The 20,537-nt window shown below is 52.7% G+C and carries 32 protein-coding genes; 12 read left to right on the top strand and 20 right to left on the bottom strand.

What is annotated here, in order from left to right:
* Both HMPREF2796_RS00760 and HMPREF2796_RS00755 read left to right on the top strand, forming a co-directional pair.
* On the top strand, window positions 1-369 hold a 369-nt coding region (locus HMPREF2796_RS00760; protein WP_210385326.1), incomplete at its 5' end, for a phage baseplate protein.
* Window positions 366-602, top strand: a complete 237-nt coding sequence (locus tag HMPREF2796_RS00755; RefSeq protein WP_070630238.1) for a phage baseplate plug family protein — start codon at window positions 366-368, stop codon at window positions 600-602. The genes HMPREF2796_RS00760 and HMPREF2796_RS00755, both read left to right, overlap by 4 nt.
* On the opposite strand, the gene HMPREF2796_RS11280 is transcribed toward HMPREF2796_RS00755, so the two are convergent.
* Both HMPREF2796_RS11280 and HMPREF2796_RS00745 read right to left on the bottom strand, forming a co-directional pair.
* Window positions 597-902, bottom strand: coding sequence for a hypothetical protein (locus HMPREF2796_RS11280; RefSeq protein WP_070630237.1), 306 nt, complete (start codon window positions 900-902; stop codon window positions 597-599). The two genes, HMPREF2796_RS00755 and HMPREF2796_RS11280, sit on opposite strands and share 6 nt — an antisense overlap.
* A gap of 92 nt (window positions 903-994) precedes the next feature.
* Window positions 995-1,204, bottom strand: coding sequence for a hypothetical protein (locus HMPREF2796_RS00745; protein ID WP_064084453.1), 210 nt, complete (start codon window positions 1,202-1,204; stop codon window positions 995-997).
* A gap of 13 nt (window positions 1,205-1,217) precedes the next feature.
* Here HMPREF2796_RS00745 and HMPREF2796_RS10645 point away from each other — a divergent pair, with 13 nt between their 5' ends.
* Entirely contained in the window at window positions 1,218-1,391 is a 174-nt protein-coding gene (locus HMPREF2796_RS10645) for a YegP family protein (protein WP_081253958.1), read from the top strand.
* A 29-nt stretch (window positions 1,392-1,420) separates the two neighbouring features.
* Here HMPREF2796_RS10645 and HMPREF2796_RS00740 read toward each other — a convergent pair whose 3' ends face one another.
* Together HMPREF2796_RS00740 and HMPREF2796_RS10950 are read right to left on the bottom strand one after the other, a co-directional pair.
* Window positions 1,421-1,711 (bottom strand): CII family transcriptional regulator, encoded by a 291-nt coding sequence (locus HMPREF2796_RS00740; protein WP_064104283.1) that lies wholly within the window; start codon window positions 1,709-1,711, stop codon window positions 1,421-1,423.
* Between the two features lie 3 nt (window positions 1,712-1,714).
* Window positions 1,715-1,885, bottom strand: coding sequence for a helix-turn-helix domain-containing protein (locus tag HMPREF2796_RS10950; RefSeq protein ID WP_141749116.1), 171 nt, complete (start codon window positions 1,883-1,885; stop codon window positions 1,715-1,717).
* A 107-nt stretch (window positions 1,886-1,992) separates the two neighbouring features.
* Between HMPREF2796_RS10950 and HMPREF2796_RS00735 the strand changes: the two genes are divergently transcribed.
* Complete coding sequence (locus HMPREF2796_RS00735; RefSeq protein ID WP_070630236.1) at window positions 1,993-2,694, top strand: S24 family peptidase; 702 nt, start codon at window positions 1,993-1,995, stop codon at window positions 2,692-2,694.
* An 82-nt stretch (window positions 2,695-2,776) separates the two neighbouring features.
* A complete protein-coding gene (locus tag HMPREF2796_RS00730) occupies window positions 2,777-4,759 on the top strand; it encodes a BbrUII/HgiDII family restriction enzyme (RefSeq protein WP_070630235.1) in 1,983 nt (660 codons plus the stop codon).
* Here HMPREF2796_RS00730 and HMPREF2796_RS00725 read toward each other — a convergent pair.
* Window positions 4,756-5,802, bottom strand: a complete 1,047-nt coding sequence (locus HMPREF2796_RS00725; RefSeq protein ID WP_070630234.1) for a DNA cytosine methyltransferase — start codon at window positions 5,800-5,802, stop codon at window positions 4,756-4,758. The two genes, HMPREF2796_RS00730 and HMPREF2796_RS00725, sit on opposite strands and share 4 nt — an antisense overlap.
* A 290-nt stretch (window positions 5,803-6,092) precedes the next feature.
* Here HMPREF2796_RS00725 and HMPREF2796_RS00720 point away from each other — a divergent pair, with 290 nt between their 5' ends.
* The 7 genes from HMPREF2796_RS00720 to HMPREF2796_RS00695 all read left to right on the top strand — a co-directional run bounded on the left by HMPREF2796_RS00720 (window position 6,093) and on the right by HMPREF2796_RS00695 (window position 9,902).
* Window positions 6,093-6,404 (top strand): hypothetical protein, encoded by a 312-nt coding sequence (locus HMPREF2796_RS00720; protein WP_070630233.1) that lies wholly within the window; start codon window positions 6,093-6,095, stop codon window positions 6,402-6,404.
* A gap of 2 nt (window positions 6,405-6,406) precedes the next feature.
* Window positions 6,407-6,712, top strand: coding sequence for a MazG-like family protein (locus HMPREF2796_RS00715; protein WP_070630232.1), 306 nt, complete (start codon window positions 6,407-6,409; stop codon window positions 6,710-6,712).
* Window positions 6,712-7,071 carry a DUF551 domain-containing protein gene (locus HMPREF2796_RS00710; protein WP_070630231.1) on the top strand — a complete coding sequence of 120 codons (360 nt, stop codon included), beginning with the start codon at window positions 6,712-6,714 and terminating at the stop codon, window positions 7,069-7,071. The genes HMPREF2796_RS00715 and HMPREF2796_RS00710 overlap by 1 nt, the downstream gene beginning before the upstream one ends.
* Before the next feature lie 27 nt (window positions 7,072-7,098).
* Window positions 7,099-7,482, top strand: a complete 384-nt coding sequence (locus HMPREF2796_RS11590; protein WP_246826855.1) for a hypothetical protein — start codon at window positions 7,099-7,101, stop codon at window positions 7,480-7,482.
* Window positions 7,448-8,443 (top strand): tyrosine-type recombinase/integrase, encoded by a 996-nt coding sequence (locus HMPREF2796_RS00705; protein WP_168166243.1) that lies wholly within the window; start codon window positions 7,448-7,450, stop codon window positions 8,441-8,443. The genes HMPREF2796_RS11590 and HMPREF2796_RS00705 overlap by 35 nt, the downstream gene beginning before the upstream one ends.
* A 217-nt stretch (window positions 8,444-8,660) precedes the next feature.
* Entirely contained in the window at window positions 8,661-8,912 is a 252-nt protein-coding gene (locus HMPREF2796_RS00700) for an NGO1151 family protein (protein WP_049257693.1), read from the top strand.
* Window positions 8,913-9,050: 138 nt separating this feature from the next.
* The gene (locus HMPREF2796_RS00695) at window positions 9,051-9,902 is read left to right on the top strand and encodes a CAF17-like 4Fe-4S cluster assembly/insertion protein YgfZ (protein WP_070630229.1); all 852 of its coding nucleotides are present in this window, start codon (window positions 9,051-9,053) and stop codon (window positions 9,900-9,902) included.
* 116 nt (window positions 9,903-10,018) lie between these two features.
* On the opposite strand, the gene HMPREF2796_RS00690 is transcribed toward HMPREF2796_RS00695, so the two are convergent.
* From HMPREF2796_RS00690 to rplU, 15 genes are all read right to left on the bottom strand, one after another.
* Complete coding sequence (locus tag HMPREF2796_RS00690) at window positions 10,019-10,807, bottom strand: Slam-dependent surface lipoprotein (protein ID WP_070630228.1); 789 nt, start codon at window positions 10,805-10,807, stop codon at window positions 10,019-10,021.
* 134 nt (window positions 10,808-10,941) lie between these two features.
* Window positions 10,942-11,844, bottom strand: coding sequence for a tRNA pseudouridine(55) synthase TruB (gene truB / locus HMPREF2796_RS00685; RefSeq protein WP_070630227.1), 903 nt, complete (start codon window positions 11,842-11,844; stop codon window positions 10,942-10,944).
* 159 nt (window positions 11,845-12,003) lie between these two features.
* The gene (locus HMPREF2796_RS00680; protein WP_070630226.1) at window positions 12,004-12,774 is read right to left on the bottom strand and encodes a transferrin-binding protein-like solute binding protein; all 771 of its coding nucleotides are present in this window, start codon (window positions 12,772-12,774) and stop codon (window positions 12,004-12,006) included.
* A gap of 199 nt (window positions 12,775-12,973) precedes the next feature.
* Window positions 12,974-13,471 (bottom strand): peroxiredoxin family protein, encoded by a 498-nt coding sequence (locus tag HMPREF2796_RS00675; protein ID WP_070630225.1) that lies wholly within the window; start codon window positions 13,469-13,471, stop codon window positions 12,974-12,976.
* Entirely contained in the window at window positions 13,468-13,896 is a 429-nt protein-coding gene (locus tag HMPREF2796_RS00670) for an acyl-CoA thioesterase (RefSeq protein ID WP_070541471.1), read from the bottom strand. Before HMPREF2796_RS00670 ends, HMPREF2796_RS00675 begins: the two co-directional genes overlap by 4 nt.
* A gap of 45 nt (window positions 13,897-13,941) precedes the next feature.
* Window positions 13,942-14,295, bottom strand: a complete 354-nt coding sequence (locus tag HMPREF2796_RS00665; RefSeq protein WP_003823433.1) for a hypothetical protein — start codon at window positions 14,293-14,295, stop codon at window positions 13,942-13,944.
* Between the two features lie 113 nt (window positions 14,296-14,408).
* Complete coding sequence (locus HMPREF2796_RS00660; protein ID WP_070630224.1) at window positions 14,409-15,311, bottom strand: MlaA family lipoprotein; 903 nt, start codon at window positions 15,309-15,311, stop codon at window positions 14,409-14,411.
* Window positions 15,308-15,598, bottom strand: coding sequence for an STAS domain-containing protein (locus tag HMPREF2796_RS00655; protein WP_023887830.1), 291 nt, complete (start codon window positions 15,596-15,598; stop codon window positions 15,308-15,310). Before HMPREF2796_RS00655 ends, HMPREF2796_RS00660 begins: the two co-directional genes overlap by 4 nt.
* Window positions 15,599-15,602: 4 nt before the next feature.
* A complete protein-coding gene (locus HMPREF2796_RS00650; RefSeq protein ID WP_003823429.1) occupies window positions 15,603-16,193 on the bottom strand; it encodes an MlaC/ttg2D family ABC transporter substrate-binding protein in 591 nt (196 codons plus the stop codon).
* A 45-nt stretch (window positions 16,194-16,238) separates the two neighbouring features.
* Window positions 16,239-16,709: an outer membrane lipid asymmetry maintenance protein MlaD gene (gene mlaD, locus HMPREF2796_RS00645; RefSeq protein ID WP_067441829.1), complete on the bottom strand. Its 471-nt coding sequence runs from the start codon at window positions 16,707-16,709 to the stop codon at window positions 16,239-16,241.
* A gap of 7 nt (window positions 16,710-16,716) precedes the next feature.
* The gene (gene mlaE, locus HMPREF2796_RS00640; RefSeq protein ID WP_049258653.1) at window positions 16,717-17,493 is read right to left on the bottom strand and encodes a lipid asymmetry maintenance ABC transporter permease subunit MlaE; all 777 of its coding nucleotides are present in this window, start codon (window positions 17,491-17,493) and stop codon (window positions 16,717-16,719) included.
* Between the two features lie 3 nt (window positions 17,494-17,496).
* Window positions 17,497-18,297 carry an ABC transporter ATP-binding protein gene (locus tag HMPREF2796_RS00635; protein WP_070630223.1) on the bottom strand — a complete coding sequence of 267 codons (801 nt, stop codon included), beginning with the start codon at window positions 18,295-18,297 and terminating at the stop codon, window positions 17,497-17,499.
* 250 nt (window positions 18,298-18,547) lie between these two features.
* Window positions 18,548-19,546: a 4-hydroxythreonine-4-phosphate dehydrogenase PdxA gene (gene pdxA / locus HMPREF2796_RS00630; RefSeq protein WP_070630222.1), complete on the bottom strand. Its 999-nt coding sequence runs from the start codon at window positions 19,544-19,546 to the stop codon at window positions 18,548-18,550.
* A gap of 175 nt (window positions 19,547-19,721) precedes the next feature.
* On the bottom strand, window positions 19,722-19,994 hold the full coding sequence (gene rpmA / locus HMPREF2796_RS00625) for a 50S ribosomal protein L27 (protein WP_023887836.1): 273 nt from the start codon (window positions 19,992-19,994) through the stop codon (window positions 19,722-19,724).
* Between the two features lie 29 nt (window positions 19,995-20,023).
* The gene (gene rplU / locus HMPREF2796_RS00620; RefSeq protein WP_023887837.1) at window positions 20,024-20,332 is read right to left on the bottom strand and encodes a 50S ribosomal protein L21; all 309 of its coding nucleotides are present in this window, start codon (window positions 20,330-20,332) and stop codon (window positions 20,024-20,026) included.
* Between the last annotated feature and the right edge of the window lie 205 nt (window positions 20,333-20,537).

Raw genomic sequence — 20,537 nt, 5'->3', positions numbered from 1 at the left:
CGTGTGATTAACGAGCAGCGGCAGCCGATTACTGTTGTTACTGGCTTAGACGTTTACCCTGAATTTGCTATGGAGAGCTGCGATATTTCGCGCAATGCGGACGACGGCGAGAAACTGCATATCAGCATCAGCCTGACCAAAATCCGCAAAGCCAAAACCCGGAAGGCGGATATTCCGCCCGGCAAGGTGCGGCAGAATGCGGCTGGCAAGGCGGGGGAAACACGGAAACCGGCCGGTCGCGTTACCAGTAGGCAGGCTGCCGGGCGGCAGGCGGCAAACACCACGCCCAGCCCACAGGCGCAGCAACGAGCCCAAACAGCGGTACAAGGTAGAACGAAATTCTCATCAATAACAGAGTTTGGGAAATGATAAAAATCCCCTTCGCAAACCAGAACGATTTCATTGTCGAAGCTGAACTGGATGAGATGACCTGTTTTCTGCATCTGGCGTGGAACGATGATGAAGCAATGTGGACGTTATCGCTAGAGAACGCTGAAAACGATGTCATCCTGTCCGGTATCCGGCTGGTATCCGATTGGCCGCTGCTGGGGCGTTGCCTACTTTCAACGACATGGCATAAGCCATCAGTTGCATACTCATAGCACCCCCTCACGGCGCAAAGCCTCTTGTGATCGGCGTATCATTCGCGCAATCTGTTGCGGCGAACGGTTGGCAATTTCTGCGCGGAATAACTCATACAGCCGGCACTTCTCGTCTCGATCCTGTACAGCAACCAACCGCCGCCCAATCTGCTCAATCCGCCGCTCCCGCAGCCAATCCTCAATGCGCTGTTTCATTTCCGCGCTCCTACTGCCGCACACATCTTGCGGCTGCAAAAATTGCACCATGACAACGGCAGCCCCAATTTCAGCGATACCGTCAGCAGCTGTGTCCAAAGCCATTCAGCCTTGCTTTGTTTTATTTTGTTTGTCATAATCTCTCCGAACCTTTCTTTAATTAACTCCTTTGCCCGCATTCCCGTGCGGGCTTTTCTTTATTCGCCCCACCACTTCCGGAGCCGCTGTAACCAAGCCACCTTGACCGGCACATAAATCCGTTGCATGATTTGCCCGTCATAACGCGCGGTGGCCGCAGCCCTCAGTTTTTCCCTAGCTTCCTCCGGGCTGTCCGCCCAAATGCTTAATGACCACATCCTGCCTTTGAAACGGTAGGAGAACGTGTATTCGTTTTTTGCATAATCCATAAGGAGTTCCTTTATGTATTTCGAAATGTATAGAGATGCCCGTAATGAATGGCGCTGGCGGTTGAAAGCCGGTAATCACGAAGTCATTGCCGTCAGTTCCGAAGGCTACGCATCCAAACAAAGTTGTTCCCATTCGATAGACCTAGTTAAATCCACTACAGCCAGCACCCCGGTTAAAGAAGCGTGATTCCACAGCCCGCCCAGCGGGCTTTTCTTTTACCTATCCGCGCGGCTGGCAAAGTATTCAGCCGAGATGCGGCACATCAGCCGGTATTCTTCGGCATTCACAACCACAGCATCTTCAGCCACCACCTTGCCGCCACAGGCCGCAATCATTAGCGCCGCCCGTATTAGCCCGCATTCGTCAGACTTCCAACGGCTCACGGTGGCATCATCCATACCAAGCAGCAGCGCGACTTCGTGCTGTGATTTATCCGCAAGCATTCTCAAAACAGCAGCTTGCAGCTTGTGTGCCTTTGTGATGACTTCCATTGATAATTCAGTCATGGCCTAGCCTGCCACTCTCCGAAACAAATCAGGACGTTCCAGCATTACCCTGGCCGGGATGCCGCGCTTTTTCCAGTTATTCACGCGCTGTGTGCCGATATGTTTCGGGTAGCCCATCAGCCGGGCAACTTCAGCAGAGCCGCCCAGCTTAGAAATTACTTGTTCAGCATTCATTTTGCTTACCTCTTACACAAATACTGGCATTATTAAACACTACGTTTAAACAAAAGTCAAACACCTTGTATAACACGTTTTGTTTAATTCGTTAGAAAATACGAGCTATGGATAAAACAATGGAACGGCTGTATGCAGCAGCCAAAGAACTGCATGGGATAGACAAGCAATCAGAGATTGCCCGGGTTCTCAACGCTTCATCCCAAACCGTGAAGAATTGGGAAACGCGCGGCATATCAAAGCAAGGATTTCTTGATATTCAAAGAATTATGGGGATATCCCCAGTCTGGTTGAATTCTGGGGTTGGAGAGATGCGGCACGAGCCGCCAAAAGGAGACGAGATAACCGGCATCCACCGCCCGGCCTTGTGGAGCAGCAACGACCCGCTGCCCGAGGAAGATTATACCTTCGCCCCCTACCTCAAAGAGAGCACTTTTACCGGCGGCCACGGCTCATTTGAAATCCCGGATTACAACGGCTTCCGCCTGCCATTTGGTAAGACCACGCTGCGCCGCAAAGGCATCCAGCCCGATAACGTGTTTTGCTGCACCCTTACCGGCGACAGCATGGAAGAGCGTATAGCTGACGGGGCGGCCATTGCCGTTGATACCGGCGACAATGCCATCAAAGACGGCAAAATCTACGCCTTCCGCCATGACGACCTATTCCGCGTGAAATACCTCAGTCGCCTACCTGGTGGCCGCGTGAAAATCAAAAGCCATAACGAGGCCGTTTATCCGGAAGAGGAAGCCAGCTTAGAAGGTATCCAAGTCATAGGCCGCGTGTTTTGGTGGAGCGTGTTGGACTAGTGTTCAGCCGTTCTTAATATTCTTAACTACTATATTGAAGATAGAGAAAAATATTGATTCAGACTACCGGAAAGAGAAAATTATGTTTTCACAATACCGCATGACTGTAGATTTAAATGTACTAGATCACTTGGGTATCAATCTGTATAGCAATCTGGCGGCAGTTTTAACTGAAATCGTGGCTAATGCCTGGGATGCAGATGCTGAACATCTTGAAATTATTATAGATAAGAGTACGCCATGTCAGTTTATCGAAATAAAAGATGATGGTAAAGGCATGACTATACAGGAAATGAACGAGAAATATCTCAAGGTTGGTTACCGTCGTCGGCAAGATGAGAAAGACCCTTATGGAAAGATTACAGCCAAAGGCAGGCATGTTATGGGACGTAAAGGTTTAGGAAAGCTATCATTATTTTCCATAGCAAACAATATAACAATCCATTCAATAGGTAAAGACGGTTTGCCACATGGTCTCACTATGGATACACAATCCATAAAGGAATCTATTGAAAAACACGAAAACTCGTATAAACCTACTCCGGTTAGCCAAGAAAATATTGAGATCGAAAAAGGAACATTTATTCGCTTAGAAAACATCAACCGGAGCAGAATGAATAGTACCATCAGCAGTCTTAAGAAAAGGCTAGCACGCCGATTTTCTGTATTCAGTGAACAATTTACCATTACTATCAATGATGAAAAAATTACCCTCAATGATCGTGATGATTTAGCTCAGACGCAATTCTTATGGAAGCTGAAAGGTACTAATAATCTAAATACCAGTAACTACACCAATATTATAGAAGAGACTATTCTACCTAATAAGCTTGAAGAGTGGCACACTGAGCACCCAGATTGGGAAATAGCTGGTTGGCTAGGTACTGCCGAATTGCCTAAACAACTAAACAGCAAAGACATGGGTAACCTAAATACTATTATTGTTCTGTCCCGCGGTCGCTTATTTCATGAAAACATACTAGATAAGATTAACGATGGTCGCCTCTACACTAAATACCTTACTGGCCAGATAGAAGCTAACTTCTTGGACGATAATGATCAGCCAGATATAGCCACTAGCGATCGCCAGCGTATTCAGGAAGCCGATCCGCGCTATCAGGCATTGCTAGCATTTATGCGTAGCACTCTCAATGCCATAGAAAAGAAATGGTCCAGTTTGCGCAAACAGCACGATGGGGAAACCGCACGGAAAGAAATACCCGCGCTGCAAGCTTGGGTAAACAATCTTCCAACAATATATCAACAAGATGCTTATAAGCTAATCAACAATTTAAGTGCCCTATCTATTGATAATAGAGAAGACAAAAAAACTCTATACCGGCACGGTATTTTAGCTTTTGAAAGAATGCGCTTGAGGCAACAAAGTACAGCCGAATTTCTACAAGCACTTAATGGTTCTATAGATGGGCTGATTCGCTTTTTTGCAAGTAAAGATGCCATCGAGGATTCACTTTATGGAGATATAGTGCGAACACGTCTAGAGACAATTAAAAACTTTCATGACTTAGTTGACTCCAGGCAAAAAGAAAAAGTGCTGCAACAATATCTGTTTGAGCACCTATGGTTGCTAGATCCATCATGGGAGCGAGTAGAAAATACACAAGTTATGGAATCACGCCTAATAGATAGCGGCATCAAAACAAAAGACATGACCAGCGAGGAAGCTTTGGGGCGAGTGGATATTGCCTATCGAACAACAGCGAATAAACACTTAATTATCGAGTTAAAGAAGGCGGATCGAAAACTTGACTTATATGACTTAGCAAAGCAAGGGACTATTTATGTTGAAAAACTAAAAAAAATCCTACTACAGACAGATGGTCTTAAAAATCCTAATATTGAGGTAATTTTTGTTATCGGGACCCATTTAGATGATGAGATAAACAACCCTGACCGAGTTAAAGATACACTGCATGGAGTGTCACCTGGAAGCCGTATTGTGCATTATGATGCTTTGATCAGTAATGCACAAAAAAGCTACCAAGATTACTTAGCACAAAATGAGCATGTCAATAAACTAGATGAACTGCTGAGTAAAATTTAGGCCAAACTAGCACGGAGGCTATTGCCCACAGCGGCACCCAATGCCACCGGTACCGCATTACCAATCATACGGCTTATATCCCGCATAGGGGCATCGAATTTTTCTGTGAACAAATACCCCTCTGGGAAACTCTGGAAAATCGCCGCCTCCCGCAAAGAAATAGCTCGGTCTTGCTCTGGATGGCCAAAGCGGCCATTACCAAAACCTACACACAATGTGGTCATAGTAGGTGCCGGCTTGTCCCACTCCATTCGCCCATACACCCGTTGATAGCTAAGACCGCTTTCTTTGCGATGACAAGCCGCGCGTAGTTCTTTCGGCCAATCCATCCATGTTCCGCCAGGACGTGAAGCGCGGATACGCCGCAGGTTCAGATCAGACAAAGCGGCACAGCGATGTAGCGCATCCTGCTCATCTCTCTCTCCAGCTGCTAGAGGGGGTAAATGACCAATTGCTTCTCTCACAGTAACATGCTGCCCCGCATGTGTCGGTGGCAGCATGGCTACCTGGCCAATACGTGAGGCCAGCAACACATGACGTCGACGCATTTGCGGCACACCATAATCCGCACACAACACCTTGCCTGCCCAAACCTGATAGCCCAACGCCTCCAATTCTGCTGCAAAATCGTGATACACCTTATGCTTGGTCACATCAGGAACGTTTTCCATCGTCACTAGCTCCGGCATCACATCGCGGATTAAACGTGCAAACGCATACATCAACGGCCATTTTTTATCGTTGCGCACATCCCGTCCTTGATTGTAGGTAGAAAACGGCTGGCATGGCGCGCAGCCTGCCAGCAATCGAATCGTGCCAGGCGAATAATGCGCCTCAACCTCTTCAGCCGTTACCTGCTGTACATCTTTAAGCACAAACCGCGCACCCGTATTATTATGTTCATACGCAAACGCACAGGAAGCTTCAATATCATAACCAGCCTTTACCACAATACCTGCCTGTAATAGTCCGGCAGTTAGGCCGCCGGCACCGCAAAATAAATCTACCGCTTCTATTTTTTGTGTACGAATATTCGCTTTCATAAGCTGAATTATACCCTTCTGTCTAATACATTGTCGTGACAAGCCGCCATTAAGCGGCTTTTTTGTTGTCCACGAAAATAAATGTAACACAAAATTAAACATATACGCAAAAACTACACAAAATATTTAAACAAAGTGTTGCGTTATGTGTAAACATGGTGTTTAATATGCCCCAACGAATCACGAAACAGACCGCACGAGCCAAGCCCTAGCGGGATACAAGAGGGCAAGCCGCCGCGCCCGTGCCGCAAGATGAAATCGACGATTCAATCCCATTTTAGGAGCAAGCCATGACACAGCAATTTAAATTTGGCGACCGTGTGCGAGATAAAACCCTAGGATTAGGGGAGTGCGTAGTCATTAACGCTTCGGACGATGCAGTTTATGTGATGAATACCCGTGGCGACTATAACGTTGTCGCACGACCCGAACATTTGGAACTCATCCCCCGCCCCGACACCGCCCGCCTAGACTGGTTGGCCGATCCAGCAAACGAAATTGGCAAAGTTATATTGCCAGGTTGGTGCTCAGACGAATATGACAGCCTGCGCGATGCGATAGATGCCGCCATGCAGGAGCAGGCAGCAGAAGCAAAGGAATAATCATGACCCAAACATTTACCCAAATCCGAGAATGGGCAGAAGCCCGCAACCTTATCGCAGGCAGCGATAGTTTCCGACAGCTGGCCAAGCTCGTAGAAGAGACCGGCGAACTAGCCGCCGATATTTCCCGTGGCCGCCCGCGCCGCTGTATAGCTGACAGCATCGGCGATTGCGTAGTCGTGCTGACTATCCTGGCTGCACAGAACGGTTTACAGATAGAAGATTGCATCGCCCAAGCCTATGACGAAATAAAGGACAGGCGGGGCGTAATGAAAGATGGCGTGTTTGTGAAAGAGGAGGATGTGTGATGACACCCGAAAGAATCGAACAAGAGCGCAAAGCGTTTGAGTGGTGGATATCGAACCAAGCACCGCCGGTGCCAATCGACCCTTGCCAAAAGCAAAAAGACGGTCGTTACGCCTATGACCACATTGAGTTCGCATGGCGGGCGTGGCAAGCCCGAGCCGCACAATCCGAATGGATAAGCGTGGAGGATAGGCTGCCTGAAATCGATACTACCGTACTGATATGCACCGAGCGCGGAGAAATTTTCTCGTCATGGGCAAGCAATGAAGAGGTATTTTGGTTCTACGGCGAGGAGGAAGATAACCGCGTAACCCACTGGCAACCGCTTCCCGCCCCACCCACCACAAACCCCGCCGCGTAATGCGGCTTTAATTTTGGAGATTAAGCCGTGAGCCGGAGCAGGAAGAAGAAACCGTCCAAGCCCTATCGCGGCTACTGCACCTTTCCTTTGGTGGGTGCAGATACCTACCGCGAATTCCATGCAATCGCCGAGATGTTCGGCGACTTCGCCGACCCCGTGAAACGCAAGCGCATCTTTGACAAGCCCAGAAAGTACCGGTTTGAAATATGGCTGAAGCTGGTGGGCAAGCCTGAATACGAGATACGGGAAGCCAAGATAACGAGCGAAGGCGTAACCGCAAAAACACAAGCCGGACAAGCCCAGGTGGCAGCCGGCAGTCTAGGAGGGAGTAATCATGGGCAGGAAACGAAGCACCAACAGCAACCTTCCCGACAGAATGCGGGCACGCAAACGCACCCGCAAAAACGGTAAAACCACCGTCTACTACTTCTACGACGGACGAGACGAGAACGGACGGCGCAAAGAAATCCCGCTTGGCACGGACTACATTGCCGCCGTCCAAGAGTGGAGCAAACTCGAAGCAGCCAAACTGCCCAAGTCCGCCCGTGTTACCTTCCCTATTGCCGCCGAACGCTACCTGCAGAATATCATCAGCCACCGCAGCCGCAACACCATTTCCGGCGCCAACAACGCCGTGCGCAAGCTGTCTAAGTTTTTCGGCGGGGAGAACCCGGCGCCATTGGATGAAATCGAACCGGCACACGTCCGCCGTTATCTCGACTGGCGCAAAGACACACCCAGCGGCGCCAACAACGAAATCGGTTATCTCAGCGCCATCTTTAACTATGCCAGAGAGCAGGGCTGGACAAGCAAAGAAAACCCCTGCCGCAACGTCAAGAAGCACAGTAAGAAGCGCCGTGAGGTTTATATTGAGGATTACCTGTATCAGGCCGTCTATCAGGCTGCCAGCCAGCAGATGCGCGATTTAATGGACATCGCCTACATCACCGGCCAGCGCCCTGTTGATATAGTCGGCATTCACAGCAGCCACATCCACGAAGGCATCCTGCATATCAGCCAGCAGAAAACAGGTGCTAAACTACGTTTTGAAATCAGCGGCAAGCTCAAAGAAATCATCGACCGTATCCACCAAGATAACGGCTACCTGTTTCTCAACAGCCACGGGAAACCGCTATCCCGCGCCGCCCTAAGCAGGAAATTTTTAGAGTTGAGAAAAACCGTCATGCAGCAGCGGCCTGAACTGGCCAAAGAGTTATCCGCATTCCAATTCCGCGACTTGAGGGCTAAAGCCGCCACGGACATTTACCTGGCTGCCGATACCCGCAGCGCTTCTGACCAACTTGGCCATGCCTCTGAGCAGATGACAAAAATCTATATCCGGCGCGGTAAAATTCTCAAGCCGCTGAAATAGCGTTTTGCGGAACACTTCTAAAAATTGCGGAAATGTAACGGCTGCTAAAAGATGAATTCTATTTATACAGTATGTATTTATCTATGGCAGCCGTCTTGATGATTGATTATTTCATAAAATATGCCTCTGCGGGTGGCGGCTGTCCAAGCGCCGGGCTTGAGCTTATAATCCGCCTCGTTGCCCGGCCGCGTGGCCTGTGGCGGAAAGGAAGAATGCTATGGAAGAAATTAATCAGAGAATCAGCTATTTGGAAGAAAGCTGCGAGGCTTTGCGCGTGCAAAACCTGGTGTTGGGCAGCGCGTTGAAAAGCCTGCTGCGCAGCCTGCCGCCGGATATGGCGCAAGATGTGTTGGAGGCAGTGCGTGCGGGCTTTGATGATGAACTGGCGCGGCTGGAATATTCCGACAGCGCACAAAGCGAGCTGTTCCACGATGCAACTTATGCCTTTTTTGGCGAGAAGAATTACTGACTCAATCAGGTGTCGTGAATTGGGTTGAAATCGGGATAAGGCTGGTCGCAGATAGTACAGCTAGTACGGCAAGGCGAGCCAGCGCCATAACATGCTTATTTTAATCCACTATAATTCACGGAAACACAGGAGAAAACCATGCACACACTTTGCAAACTGCCCTTTTTCGGCGTGGCGGAGGTAAGCGGCGCGGATGCCGCCGAATTTCTGCACAGCCAGCTTTCCAACCATATTTTGGATTTACAACCGGGCGAGGCTTGTTTCGCCACCTACAATTCGCCGCGCGGGCGGGTGTTGGCCAATATGCTGGTGCTGCGCCGTGCCGACCGTTTCCTGCTGGTGATGGCGGCGGATTTGCTGGAAGCCACGATAAAGCGGCTGCGGATGTTTGTGCTACGCAGCAAAACGGTGTTCCACACCGACAGCGCCTGGCAGGTGTACGGCCAAAGCGGTGCGGATACGGGCGCGGATGCCGCCGCGCTCAAATTTGTCGCCGAAGAAGGCGATAACGGGCTGATTACGCTGGTTTTGGCCGGTGGCAACCGCATCTTGCTCAGCTCCGTGCCGCTGCCCGATGCCGACCACCCTGCCGAAGCCTGGCAGGCTGCCGAAATTTTGCAGGGGCGGCCGTGGATTTCGCAGCTCACCGTGGAAAGCTGTGTGGCGCAAATGCTGAATCAGCACCTGCTCGGCGGCGTACATTTCAAAAAAGGCTGCTATCCGGGGCAGGAAATCATCGCCCGCGCGCAGTATCGCGGCCAAGTACGGCGCGGCATGGCGGTGTGCCGCAGCGCTATGCCTGTAGCCGTTGGCAGCAAGGTGGAGGCCGATGGAGAGGAAGTGGGGATTGTGATTAACAGTGCGGCGCACGATGGGGCTTTTGTGCTGCTGGCGGTTATCAAACACGGAGCGGCAGGTAAGGCTTTGCAGGCCGGCGGGCAGGCTTTGCAAACGCTGAAGTTGTTGTTTGAAACGGAAGCGGATGAATGATAGCCGCCTGCCGGATTAAAGCGTAATAAAAAACAGGCTACCTGAAAAAGTTTCAGGTGGCCTGTTGTGTTGCTGCTTGGCTGAATTGCACAGCAAAAGCGTTTCGGCCGGATTGATTAAGGATTGATTTTCCGTGTGCCGAAAGCGCCGGTGTACTCACCTTGTTTGTAGTAGGTGCCGCCCATTTCGTCGGCATGGCCACCATAGAAGTGGCCGCTGAATTTCGCGCCAGAGTTGGCCGTGCCGCTAAAGCTGTTGCCGTTAATGATGCCGTTGTCCAATACAACGGCTGTGTTGTTGGGAGTAAGCGTGCCGCTGATGGTGCGGTTGCCGAAATTAACATTGAAGTTGGCCGCGCCGGTTGCAATCTGGGCATTGGTTTGGTTGGACACTGGGGCGTGAATGGCATAACCGGAATAGTTAAATGTACCGCTGGTAGGCATGTCGTTGGCTGAGGTTACGATGCCTTGTGAGAACATATAGCCCTGAGCACCCGTTCCTTCGCGGACATAGCCATAGCTGGATTGAGTCATCACTTGCCCTACGCGAGCGGTGTTTCGTGCTTGCATGTTGAGCAGACCGCCGGCAGACATGTTGGGAGGGATGATATTCAGTTCTTGACCATCTACCTTCAGCACGCCAAAGTTTTGCTGGGTGAAGGACAGAGCCTGCTCGCTGATGCGCTGATAGCCGTTAGACGACAGGGTGATGGCCTTGCCGGTACGCTGATTAGCGGGAGGGGGAGGAGGATTGCCGCCGCCCGGATTGGGATCGTTGGGATTGATCGGACTGTTGGGGTTGGGGCCGTTGCGACCGTTGTCGATCGGGCTGCCGCCGCCACCGCTGCCGCAAGCAGCCAAGCCAAGGGCGGTGATGGCGATGGCCAGTAGGGTTTGTGCTTTCATTCTTATTCCTTGTGTTGAGAAGGTTCTCGGCCTGCTGACCGGGTATCGCGTGCAGCGATGGTTGGCTGACATGGCTTGGAGAACGTGAGATAACAAAGCGCGTGATTCTAGCATAAATATGGGGTTGGCCTAATTCAGTCGGCTTGCGTGCTCATCAGGCGCAAGGCTTTCAGGTAGCCTTGCTGACTGGTGACGAGGCCGATGAATTCGCGGTTGGCGGCGTAGATGCGCAGGGGGGTGTTTTCTGGCAGCTCCGGCGGGGCGGCAGGGGTTTGGCCGAAGCGTAGGGCGCGGATGGTTTGCTCACTGGCGGTGTGCTGCGGCAGATGTTGCACCAATGCATCACAGGGCAGCAGCAAGGCATCGCGCTGTTCTTCGGTAATCGCGGCAAGGCTTTCGATGCTGTGGCTGCGTTCGATTTGGAAGCCGGCGGTGGCGGTGCGGCGCAGGGCGGTAAGATGGGCCAGGGTATGGGCGCTTTTGGCGATGTCTTCGGCGAGGGTGCGGATGTAGGTGCCTTTGCTGCATTGCACGCTGATTTGGGCTTCGGGGAATTGGAAGCGGAGGATTTGGATGTCGTGGATATGGATGTTGCGGGGCTGGCGTTGGATATCGATGCCTTGGCGGGCGTATTGATAGAGGGGTTTGCCTTGGTGCTTGAGGGCGGAATACATGGGGGGCAGCTGCTGATGTGCGCCGAGGTGCTGCTGGCAGGCTACCTGAAACTCGGCTTGGCTGATTTCGGTGTGGCTGGTGACGGTGATGCTGCCTTCGGCATCACCGGTATCGGTGGCTTGGCCGAGGCGGAGGGTGGCGAAGTAGGCTTTGTCGGCATCGAGCAGATATTGGGCGAATTTGGTGGCTTGGCCGAAGCAGATGGGGAGCAGGCCGGTGGCCAGCGGATCGAGCACGCCGGTGTGGCCGGCTTTTTCGGCACGGTAGAGGCGGCGGGCTTGCTGGAGGGCGCTGTTGCTGGAGAGGCCGGTGGCTTTGTCGAGCAGGAGGACGCCGTCGAGGGGGCGTTTTTGAGGTTTCATTGTGTGGATGGATGATTAGTTGTGTTGTTGGGGTTGTTTCCCTAGGTAGCCTTGGGTGGATGGAGGCTATCTGAAAATAAAGGCTACCTGAAAATATCGGCGTTGCAAAAATGCTGCCGGATTGAGTTTCAGGTAGCTTTTGTGTGGTAGTACTGGAAGTTAGCGTTTGGCGCCGAATGCACCGTTAAATTCGTCTGCGCTGTTATAGAGATTGCGCTTGTAATAAGTGCCGCCGACCTCTTCGGCATTAGGGCCGTAAAATGCCCCTGCAAAACCGACCCCATCATATAGCCCTGAGTGGAACTCATTACCTTGGATGGAGGTAGCTCCCAAGTAGAATTCTCCTCGGGAGGGAACGGTTACGTGTCCGCCAATGACGTTTCTATCGAAGTGTGCGAATAGTCTGACTGTGCCTTCCTCCATGCGGCCGGAGTTTTCGGTGTGGACGACTCTGCCATTGTAGGTGATTGAACCGGTATGTGGCATATTTACAGCTTTTTCACCTTGCGCCATCAAGTAGCCACTACCGTCTGTATCGCGGACATAGCCAAAGCGGGTATGGGTGAGGAATTGGCCACCATCAACATAACGGAAGATGCCGTTGTTATCTCTCAACGTAATAAATCCTCCAGAAGACATTCCAGCGGGGATGATGTCGATAGACCGCCATGCGTGTGTTACCGGATCCATGATATCAAAAGAGTTAATATTGCCATTTCTGGCAAATCTTACGGCTCCGGTGGTTAGTCTAGCATAGTTGGAGCCATTAAGTTGGATGTAGCTGACGGAGCGGGGGACAACACCTGGGCCTAGCGGTGGCTCGATTAGGCGGATGGTTGGGCCTCCACCACCTCCGCCCCCACCCCCGCTACCGCAGGCAGACAGGGCAAAGGCAGTAAGCAATAGTGCGGATAAAGACGAAAATTTCATAATACAACTCCTAATTGTGCGGTTGAAGGCAACCGTTTGTTATAAAAGGCAGAGTTTGTTGTGGACTGGATTGTACGTCGGAATGTAAAGCAGTGTAACTATAACATAAAAAATGTATAGCTAAAGTAGTATTGAAATAATGAAGACGTTTTCAGGTAGCCTTTCCTCGGAGGAAGGCTACCTGAAAATATTGTGCTGTCTATTCAGCGAGCAGTTGGTCGGCCAGGCGGTACACTTCGGTGAAGTCGGGCTCGCCCACATAGGTTTTGGCGATGCGGCCGTTTTTGTCCACCAAAAAGGAGGTGGGGGCGGCGATGACTTGGTAGGACTGCTGAGTGTGACCTTGTGCGTCGTGGAGCACGATGAAGGGCAGGCGGTGGGTTTGGGCGTAGGTTTGCACTACGGGCAGGGGGTCGCTCGGCACGGAGATGGATATGGCGATGATTTGGAAGTTTTTGCCTTGGTAGTCTTGGTGCATCCGGATGAGTTTGGGCATTTCGGTTACGCAGCCGGGGCAGGAAGGAAACCAGAAGTTGATGAGGGTAACTTTGCCGTGCAGGGCGGTTTGATCCACGTTTTGACCTTGCAGGTTTGGCAGGGCGAAGGCGGGGGCGCTTTGGCGTTTAGGAGCGAACAGGATGTAGCCGGCGGCGGCGAGCACGGCCAGCAGGAGGAAGGCGCCGAGGTATTTTTTCATGAGGCGGGTTCTGCGGGGTTGGATGGGATATGGGCGGCAATGGCTTGCTGCAGTTCGGCGGGGAAGCGGATGGCACGGCCGGTGGTCTGGTCGATGAGCATGAAGCTGACACGGGCTTCGGCGAGGATGCGCGGGCTGCCGGTTTTGCGGATGGTTTGGCTGATCACGGCTTGGCGCGCGTCAGCCTGGGCAAAGGCGGTTTCGATATCGAGTCGGTCGCCGAGGAGGGCGGCGCGGCGGTAGTGGATGTCGATGTGGACGATGGCCATGCCGTAGCGGCTGTTGCGGAAGAATTCGGCCAGCCCGTTGTGGTCGAAATAGTCCCAGCGGGCTTCTTCGAGGAATTCGAGATAGCGGGCGTTGTTTACGTGGCGGTATACGTCGAGGTGGTAGCCGCGTACGGTGAGGTGGGTGTGGTGTGGCATGGCAGGGATGGAAATGGCCGGCGTGCAGGCTGCCGGCCGTTGGTTTTACAGGGGTTGGAAGGGTTCGCGCTCTACTTCGCGGGCGGACAAATCGCAGAGGATGGGGGAGAGTTGGATGTCGAACCATTCGGCAAAGATGTCGGGGTGCAAATCGGGCCATTGGCTTTCGTCTTCGCACCAGTCGGCCAGTTCGGCGGCGAAGATGGTGTCGATTTGGGATTTGATTTCTGCCCACACTTCTTCGCCGTCATCGCAGGGGTTGGTGAGGTAGGCGTTGGCGTTGTTTTGCAGATCTTCGAGGGTAAGGTCGTCGAGCTCGGCGCCGGGCAGGGCGGTAAGCCAGTTCCAAAACGGCTGTAGCGGCACCAGCCGGAATACGCTGCGGTTGATTTCGTACATGATGCGCTCCTTTGATGAGGCGTTGGGGGAAAAGGGTTTCAGGTAGCCTTTGTTTTTCAGGTAGCCTTTGCTGCTTGTGGAAAGGCTACCTGAAAATCTGAAGGATGGTAATTTTAGCGACTAATGATTTCTTCGTGGATGGTATTGGGGGCCGGGCGACCGCTGTTTGTGTTATCTGCTGGAGTATTGGCAGCGGGGACGACAGAGTTTGCTGTGGGCTCGGCAGACGGTTGCGCGGTGGTGGCTGGTTCAGCGGCGGGTTGCTCGGCAGTAGTTATGGCTTCGCTGCCGGTGTTGCCGCTATCTTCTTCAAAGCTGGGCACGTAGTCGTCTTCGCTGCCGGGCAGTGTGGTGCCGGTTTGTTTGGCACGGGCGGCCATGTAGGCATCGCGGATGAAGGTGTAACGGTCGAGCGCAACTTGGTTCACGCCGTCGGTGAGGTCGAGCAGGTTGGCGCGGGTATCGAGGGTTTTCACGCCGGTGGCGGCCCAGTAGCCGGCGCCGTTACCGAAGGCGAGTTTTTCGGGGGAATAAACGCCGGTGATGGTGTTGCCCAGTGCATCGCGCACGGTGCTGGGGCCGAGCAGGGGATAGACGAAGTAGTTGCTGTTTTTCCAGCCCCAGCTGGCGAAGGTGTCGCCGAGGGTGTTTTTGTTGTTGGGCATTTGGGCGGCACCGGCGATGTCGATAAGGCCGCCGAAGCCGAAGGTGGTGTTGATGCCCACGCGAACCAGGTCGCTACCGGCTTTGGAAATGTTGAGTCGCAATAGGTTGCTGCCCACGCTCACGATGTCGCGCAGGTTATTGAAAAAGTTGCTGATGCCGCTGCGCACTGGGCGGGGGGTAACGGCGCGGTAGCCGCGTGCCACGGGGGAAAGGAAGTGGCGGTCGATGCGGTCGTTTACGCCGAACATGAAGCGGTTGTAGCCTTCATAGGGGTCGTAGGCGACGCCTTCGGCCAAGGCATTGCCGGAGAGGCCGATAGTGAGCAGGGTGAGGGTGAGCAGTTTTTTCATGATGTTATCCAGCCGCCTACTTCATACAGTTCGGCCAAAGCGGCCACGCCGGCGGGCAGGCCGCGGAACACCCAAGCGGCTTCGGGGCGGCTGCGTTTGGCGGTGGCCATGAGGGAAATGCAGACGGAATCGGCTTGGCTGACGCCGGAGAAATCGATTGCGGGGGCAGGGCTGTTTTTCAGGTAGCCCAGCTGTTGGCAATAGGCGTGGAACAGCGGGGCAGTTACCGTGGCAACGGTCACTTCCCCACTGAGGTACACGGTTTCATCGCGGCATTCGCTGTGCATGGATTCAGCTGCCGTTTTTGCTGCGCAGCTCTTGAATCAGGCCGTCGATGCCTTTTTGCGCGATGGTGTTGTTGAACTGGCTGCGGTACACGGTTACCAGGCTGGCGCCTTCTACGGCCACGTTATAAACGCGGTATTTGCCGCCGCTTTGGTACATGGTGTAGTCCATGGTTACCGGTTTGCCGCCGGAGGGAGTGATGTCGGCGGTAACGATAATGCTGTTGCCGCGCTGAACGGCGTTCTCGCGGATAACTACATTAGCGTTGCGGTATTGTAGCATGGTGCCGGAGTAGGTGCGGATGAGCAGGGTTTTAAATTGCTCGGTCAGCGCAGTTTTCTGCGCCGGGGTGGCGTTGCGCCAGTTGGCGCCCACCGCCAGCTCGGTCATGCGGGTAAAGTCGAAATAGGGGATGGCATAGTTTTCGGCCTGACGGCGAACTTGCACATCGTTGTTGTTTTTGGCGTTTTGCAAGATGTTCAGCACTTGGGTGCTGTTCTGCTTGAGTTGCGCCACGGCCTGTTGCGGCGTAGCGAAGGCCAGGCCGATGCTCATGATGCCGATGCTCAGGGCGGCTGTGAGTGCGGATTTTTTCATTGATGTTTTCCTTTCTCAGTGAAAAATGAAAATATTGTAGTGTGTTTATTGTGTTGCGCCGTTTTTTTCTACGGTGTTGGTCATAAATTTGCCGATTAACTGCTCCAGCACCAAAGCAGAGCTGGTGATTTCGATGGAGTCGCCATTTTTCAGTTCGGTTTCCTCTGCGCCCTGCTGCAGGCCGATGTATTGCTCGCCCAACAGGCCGGAAGTGAGGATTTCGGCAGAAACGTCGGTGCTGAAGCGGTATTGGCTGTCGATATTCAGGCTCACATTGGCTCGGTAGGTTTTCGGGTCGAGTTGGATGGAGGATACCCTACCCACCACCACGCCGGAAGCTTTTACCGGGGCTTTTACCTTTAAGCCGCCGATGTCGGTAAAGCTGGCGGAAACAGTGTAGGATGACTGGCGGGAAACCGTTTGTCCGCCGGCCACGCGCAGTGATAAAAATACCACAGCGGCAATGCCTAAGGCCACAAAAACGCCGACCCAAAGTTCTAAAGTGCTTCTTTTCATAATCCGGTTATCCGATAAACATGATGGCGGTTAAAACAAAATCCAAGGCCAAAACAGTGAGCGCGCTGCTCACCACGGTGCGGGTACTGGCTCGCAGGATGCCTTCCGGCGTGCTGCGGCAGTGGAAGCCCTGATACACGGCAATCAGCGAAATGGCTACGCCGAACACTACCGATTTAATTAGCCCGTTTATTACATCGTAGCCCACATCGATATTCGCCTGCATCTGTGACCAGAAAATGCCGCCGTCCAAGCCCAGATAGCGCACGCCGATAAGATAGGCGCCGTAAATGCCGGCCACATTGCAGATAGAAGCCAGAAGCGGCATAGAAATCACACCTGCCCAAAAACGCGGCACCACCACGCGGGCAACGGGATCGACCGCCATTACCTTCATCGCCTCCAGCTGCTCGGTGGTTTTCATCAGGCCGATTTCGCTGGTCATCGCACCGCCCGCGCTGCTGGCAAACAGAATGCCGGCCAGTACCGGCCCCAGTTCGCGCAACAGCGATGCGGCCACCATATAGCCCAAAATATCGGCCGATTTGAATTTGGCCAGCTGGGTGTAGCCCTGCAAACCCAATACCATGCCCACGAACAGCCCTGATACGGCAATGATGATAATGGAGAGCACGCCGGTAAAATACATCTGGCGGATGCCCAGCCGCAGGCGTGGCAGCAGCGTGCCGGAGCGTGCCAGTACGGCAAACAGGAATAGGGTGGTTTTGCCCAGCTCCTGCAGGAAATCCAGCGTTTTCGCGCCTAGGGTTCGGAAAAAATTCATAATTTAGCTATTGAGCAAAACTTGTTGTATGCCGCTCTCGGCCGGATAGCGGAAGGCAACCGGGCCATTAGGCAGACCATTGATGAATTGGGTAATCCACGGTGAATCGAGGCTGCGCATTTCTTCCGGGCTACCTGAAAATAGGATTTCGCCGTGGGCAAGGAAAATTACTTGGTCGGCAATTTGCAGCGAGCGCGGCACATCGTGTGTAACCATCATGCTGGTGGAGCGCAGGGCACGGTTGATTTTGCTGATCAAGTCGGCAATTACGCCCAGCGAAATCGGGTCGAGGCCGGTGAATGGCTCGTCATACAGCATCAGTGCGGGGTCGAGGGCGATGGTACGCGCCAAGGCAACGCGGCGGGACATGCCGCCGGATAGCTCGTCCGGCATCAGGTTTTCCGTGCCGTGCAGGCCGATGGCGCTGAGCTTCAGGTGCACTAAGTCGCGGATGATTTCTTCGGGCAAGTCGGTTTGCTCGCGCAGCGGGAAAGCCACGTTTTCATATACGGATAAATCGGTAAACAGTGCGCCGAATTGGAACAGTACGCCCATATTGCGCCGATGTTGGTACAACTCTTTTGCGTTGAATGCGGCAAGGTCACGGCCGTTAATCAGCACGCGGCCGGAAGTGGGTGCAATTTGGCCGGTAATCAGGCGCAGCAGGGTGGTCTTACCACTGCCTGAACCACCCATCACGGCGGCAAACGTGCCTTGGGCTACCTGAAAACTAACGTTGTTCAGGATGGGGCGTTCGCTATAGGCAAAGGCGACGTTTTGCATTTCGATGAAGGGTGTGGCCATAGGTGGCAGAGGTCAGGTTTACATACAAGGGTGTCGATTATAGGGAAAAAGCGCACTGGGTTCAATGATTTTGCCAATGGGGAGGCTGATTGCTGGTTGGAAGTGTTGCAGATTTTTTCAGGTAGCCTTTGTATGCGTGGAAGTGTTTTTATATCATGTAGATAGATTAAAAGGAAGGCTACCTGAAAGTTTTAAGACTGCTGCATGAGTGGCAGATTTTCAGGTAGCCTTTGTGCCTGATAGTATACGGCTATGATGGCGTGCGGTGGTGTTGCCAGTGTTCGGCCATATCGAGGGCGGTTTGAATGGCGGTGAGCAGGCTGCCGTGGTCGGCACGGCCGGTGCCGGCTAGGTCGAGAGCAGTGCCGTGATCGACTGAGGTGCGGATGAAGGGCAGGCCAAGGGTGATATTCACGCCTTGGCCGAAGGAGGCATATTTGAGTACAGGTAGGCCTTGGTCGTGATACATCGCGAGCACGGCATCGGCATCTTTGAGCAGGAATGGCTGAAACAGGGTGTCGGCGGGATAGGGGCCGCGTACGTCGAGGCCTTGCTCGCGCAGGGATTGTAATTCGGGTTCAATGATTTGGATTTCTTCCCAGCCAAGATGACCTTGTTCGCCGGCATGGGGGTTGAGCCCGGCCACGAGGATGGTGGGCTTAGTAATGCCGAATTTGGTTTGCAGGTCGGTGTGCAAAATGTGCAACACGGAGTGCAATAGTAGACGGTTGATGGCGGCAGGAATGTCTTTGAGGGGGAGGTGGGTGGTGGCAAGGGCAACGCGCAGGCCGTTGCCGGCCAGCATCATGACGACTTGTTCGGTGTGGCTGATGGCAGCGAGGTATTCGGTGTGGCCGCTGAAGGGGATGCCGGCGTCGTTGATGATACCTTTGTGCAACGGGGCGGTTACCATGCCGGCAAATTCACCTTGGTGAATGCCGCTATAGGCACGATCGAGCAGGGAGAGTACGTAGCGGGCGTTGGAGGAGTTGAGTTGGCCGGTGTGGCAGGGGGCGGTGAGGGGAATGTGTAAAACTTCCAGTGCGCCAGGGGCAGGCGGATGGTTGGGGTGATAATCGGCAAGGGGGGTGTCGTAGCCGAGTTGACGGGCACGTTCGGCGAGGAGTTGTTTGTCGGCTAATACAACGCAGCGGCAGGGCAAAGCCTGCTGAGCTAAAGTAAGACAGATATCTGGGCCTATGCCGGCAGGCTCGCCGGAGGTGATGGCTAGAATAGGGGTGATGGACATGGTGAGGCTACCTGAAAATTAAAGATGGCAGGATTATAGCAGTTGGTAGTTAAGCAGATTTTTGATGGCGGATAATGCTTGTGTGCTAAATGAGGGTGTTAGCCAGGATAATTTGATTGAGCAAAATAAAAGGATGCTACCTGAAGTAGCATCCTGAGATTAGGCTAGCCGTTAATTATTCGTCGGCGCCAGTGTAGGGGCGCACGTTAACGGTTTTACGGTTGTGTACGCCTTTTACGGTAAATTCTACGTAGCCGTCCACTTTGGCAAACAGGGTATGGTCTTTACCCATGCCTACGTTGTTGCCTGCATGAAACTTGGTGCCACGCTGGCGAACGATGATGGAACCGGCAGGAATCAGCTCGTTACCGTAGGCTTTTACGCCCAGGCGTTTGGCTTCTGAATCGCGGCCGTTGCGGGTGCTGCCGCCTGCTTTTTTACTTGCCATGTTTGATACTCCTGAATTGGGTTAAAAACTTAGGCGATGGCCACGATTTCAATTTGGGTGAAATTCTGACGGTGGCCTTGGCGTTTCTGATAGTGTTTACGGCGACGCATTTTGAAAATGCGGATTTTTTCGCCACGGCCATGAGCCACTACCTTGGCTGTCACTTTTGCGCCTTCAATAAAAGGTGCGCCTACTTTTACAGACTCGCCGTCAGCAATCATCAAAACTTCAGTCAGTTCGATTTGGCTGTCGAGTTCGGCAGGTATCTGTTCTACTTTTAATTTTTCGCCAACAGCAACTTTATATTGTTTGCCGCCGGTTTTTATGACCGCGTACATACTCAACTCCATGTGGGGTTATATCAATAGGGTTAATTTATCTGGTGTTCGATAATGTCTAGAACACAAGAACTGCGCATTCTATTGCATCTGTGGCTATCTTGTCAAAAGGTTATTTTTCTTTTGTAGTCTGATGGCTGAGTTGTTGTTGGTAAAGAATAGGCCAAAAGATGTTTGACAAAGTTTTTTTTGAGGTGTATAGTTC

The organism is Eikenella sp. HMSC071B05 (genome assembly GCF_001811325.1).
Classification (GTDB): domain Bacteria; phylum Pseudomonadota; class Gammaproteobacteria; order Burkholderiales; family Neisseriaceae; genus Eikenella; species Eikenella corrodens.
This window is presented reverse-complemented; position numbering and strand designations above follow the sequence as displayed.

Coding starts and splice junctions, on each gene's coding strand:
- HMPREF2796_RS00680 (WP_070630226.1), bottom strand. CDS start 12,774: ATGAAATTTTCGTCTTTATCCGCACTATTGCTTACTGCCTTTGCCCTG.
- pdxA (WP_070630222.1), bottom strand. CDS start 19,546: ATGTCCATCACCCCTATTCTAGCCATCACCTCCGGCGAGCCTGCCGGC.
- HMPREF2796_RS00755 (WP_070630238.1), top strand. CDS start 366: ATGATAAAAATCCCCTTCGCAAACCAGAACGATTTCATTGTCGAAGCT.
- HMPREF2796_RS00660 (WP_070630224.1), bottom strand. CDS start 15,311: ATGAAAAAACTGCTCACCCTCACCCTGCTCACTATCGGCCTCTCCGGC.
- HMPREF2796_RS00720 (WP_070630233.1), top strand. CDS start 6,093: ATGACACAGCAATTTAAATTTGGCGACCGTGTGCGAGATAAAACCCTA.
- HMPREF2796_RS00735 (WP_070630236.1), top strand. CDS start 1,993: ATGGATAAAACAATGGAACGGCTGTATGCAGCAGCCAAAGAACTGCAT.
- HMPREF2796_RS00670 (WP_070541471.1), bottom strand. CDS start 13,896: ATGCCACACCACACCCACCTCACCGTACGCGGCTACCACCTCGACGTA.
- HMPREF2796_RS00715 (WP_070630232.1), top strand. CDS start 6,407: ATGACCCAAACATTTACCCAAATCCGAGAATGGGCAGAAGCCCGCAAC.
- HMPREF2796_RS00695 (WP_070630229.1), top strand. CDS start 9,051: ATGCACACACTTTGCAAACTGCCCTTTTTCGGCGTGGCGGAGGTAAGC.
- HMPREF2796_RS00650 (WP_003823429.1), bottom strand. CDS start 16,193: ATGAAAAAATCCGCACTCACAGCCGCCCTGAGCATCGGCATCATGAGC.
- HMPREF2796_RS00745 (WP_064084453.1), bottom strand. CDS start 1,204: ATGGATTATGCAAAAAACGAATACACGTTCTCCTACCGTTTCAAAGGC.
- HMPREF2796_RS00730 (WP_070630235.1), top strand. CDS start 2,777: ATGTTTTCACAATACCGCATGACTGTAGATTTAAATGTACTAGATCAC.
- HMPREF2796_RS00705 (WP_168166243.1), top strand. CDS start 7,448: ATGCGGGCACGCAAACGCACCCGCAAAAACGGTAAAACCACCGTCTAC.
- HMPREF2796_RS00710 (WP_070630231.1), top strand. CDS start 6,712: ATGACACCCGAAAGAATCGAACAAGAGCGCAAAGCGTTTGAGTGGTGG.
- HMPREF2796_RS00690 (WP_070630228.1), bottom strand. CDS start 10,807: ATGAAAGCACAAACCCTACTGGCCATCGCCATCACCGCCCTTGGCTTG.
- rpmA (WP_023887836.1), bottom strand. CDS start 19,994: ATGGCAAGTAAAAAAGCAGGCGGCAGCACCCGCAACGGCCGCGATTCA.
- HMPREF2796_RS11280 (WP_070630237.1), bottom strand. CDS start 902: ATGGCTTTGGACACAGCTGCTGACGGTATCGCTGAAATTGGGGCTGCC.
- truB (WP_070630227.1), bottom strand. CDS start 11,844: ATGAAACCTCAAAAACGCCCCCTCGACGGCGTCCTCCTGCTCGACAAA.
- HMPREF2796_RS00635 (WP_070630223.1), bottom strand. CDS start 18,297: ATGGCCACACCCTTCATCGAAATGCAAAACGTCGCCTTTGCCTATAGC.
- HMPREF2796_RS00700 (WP_049257693.1), top strand. CDS start 8,661: ATGGAAGAAATTAATCAGAGAATCAGCTATTTGGAAGAAAGCTGCGAG.
- HMPREF2796_RS00675 (WP_070630225.1), bottom strand. CDS start 13,471: ATGAAAAAATACCTCGGCGCCTTCCTCCTGCTGGCCGTGCTCGCCGCC.
- mlaD (WP_067441829.1), bottom strand. CDS start 16,709: ATGAAAAGAAGCACTTTAGAACTTTGGGTCGGCGTTTTTGTGGCCTTA.
- HMPREF2796_RS00725 (WP_070630234.1), bottom strand. CDS start 5,802: ATGAAAGCGAATATTCGTACACAAAAAATAGAAGCGGTAGATTTATTT.
- HMPREF2796_RS00655 (WP_023887830.1), bottom strand. CDS start 15,598: ATGCACAGCGAATGCCGCGATGAAACCGTGTACCTCAGTGGGGAAGTG.
- HMPREF2796_RS00740 (WP_064104283.1), bottom strand. CDS start 1,711: ATGACTGAATTATCAATGGAAGTCATCACAAAGGCACACAAGCTGCAA.
- rplU (WP_023887837.1), bottom strand. CDS start 20,332: ATGTACGCGGTCATAAAAACCGGCGGCAAACAATATAAAGTTGCTGTT.
- HMPREF2796_RS10645 (WP_081253958.1), top strand. CDS start 1,218: ATGTATTTCGAAATGTATAGAGATGCCCGTAATGAATGGCGCTGGCGG.
- HMPREF2796_RS10950 (WP_141749116.1), bottom strand. CDS start 1,885: ATGAATGCTGAACAAGTAATTTCTAAGCTGGGCGGCTCTGCTGAAGTT.
- mlaE (WP_049258653.1), bottom strand. CDS start 17,493: ATGAATTTTTTCCGAACCCTAGGCGCGAAAACGCTGGATTTCCTGCAG.
- HMPREF2796_RS00665 (WP_003823433.1), bottom strand. CDS start 14,295: ATGTACGAAATCAACCGCAGCGTATTCCGGCTGGTGCCGCTACAGCCG.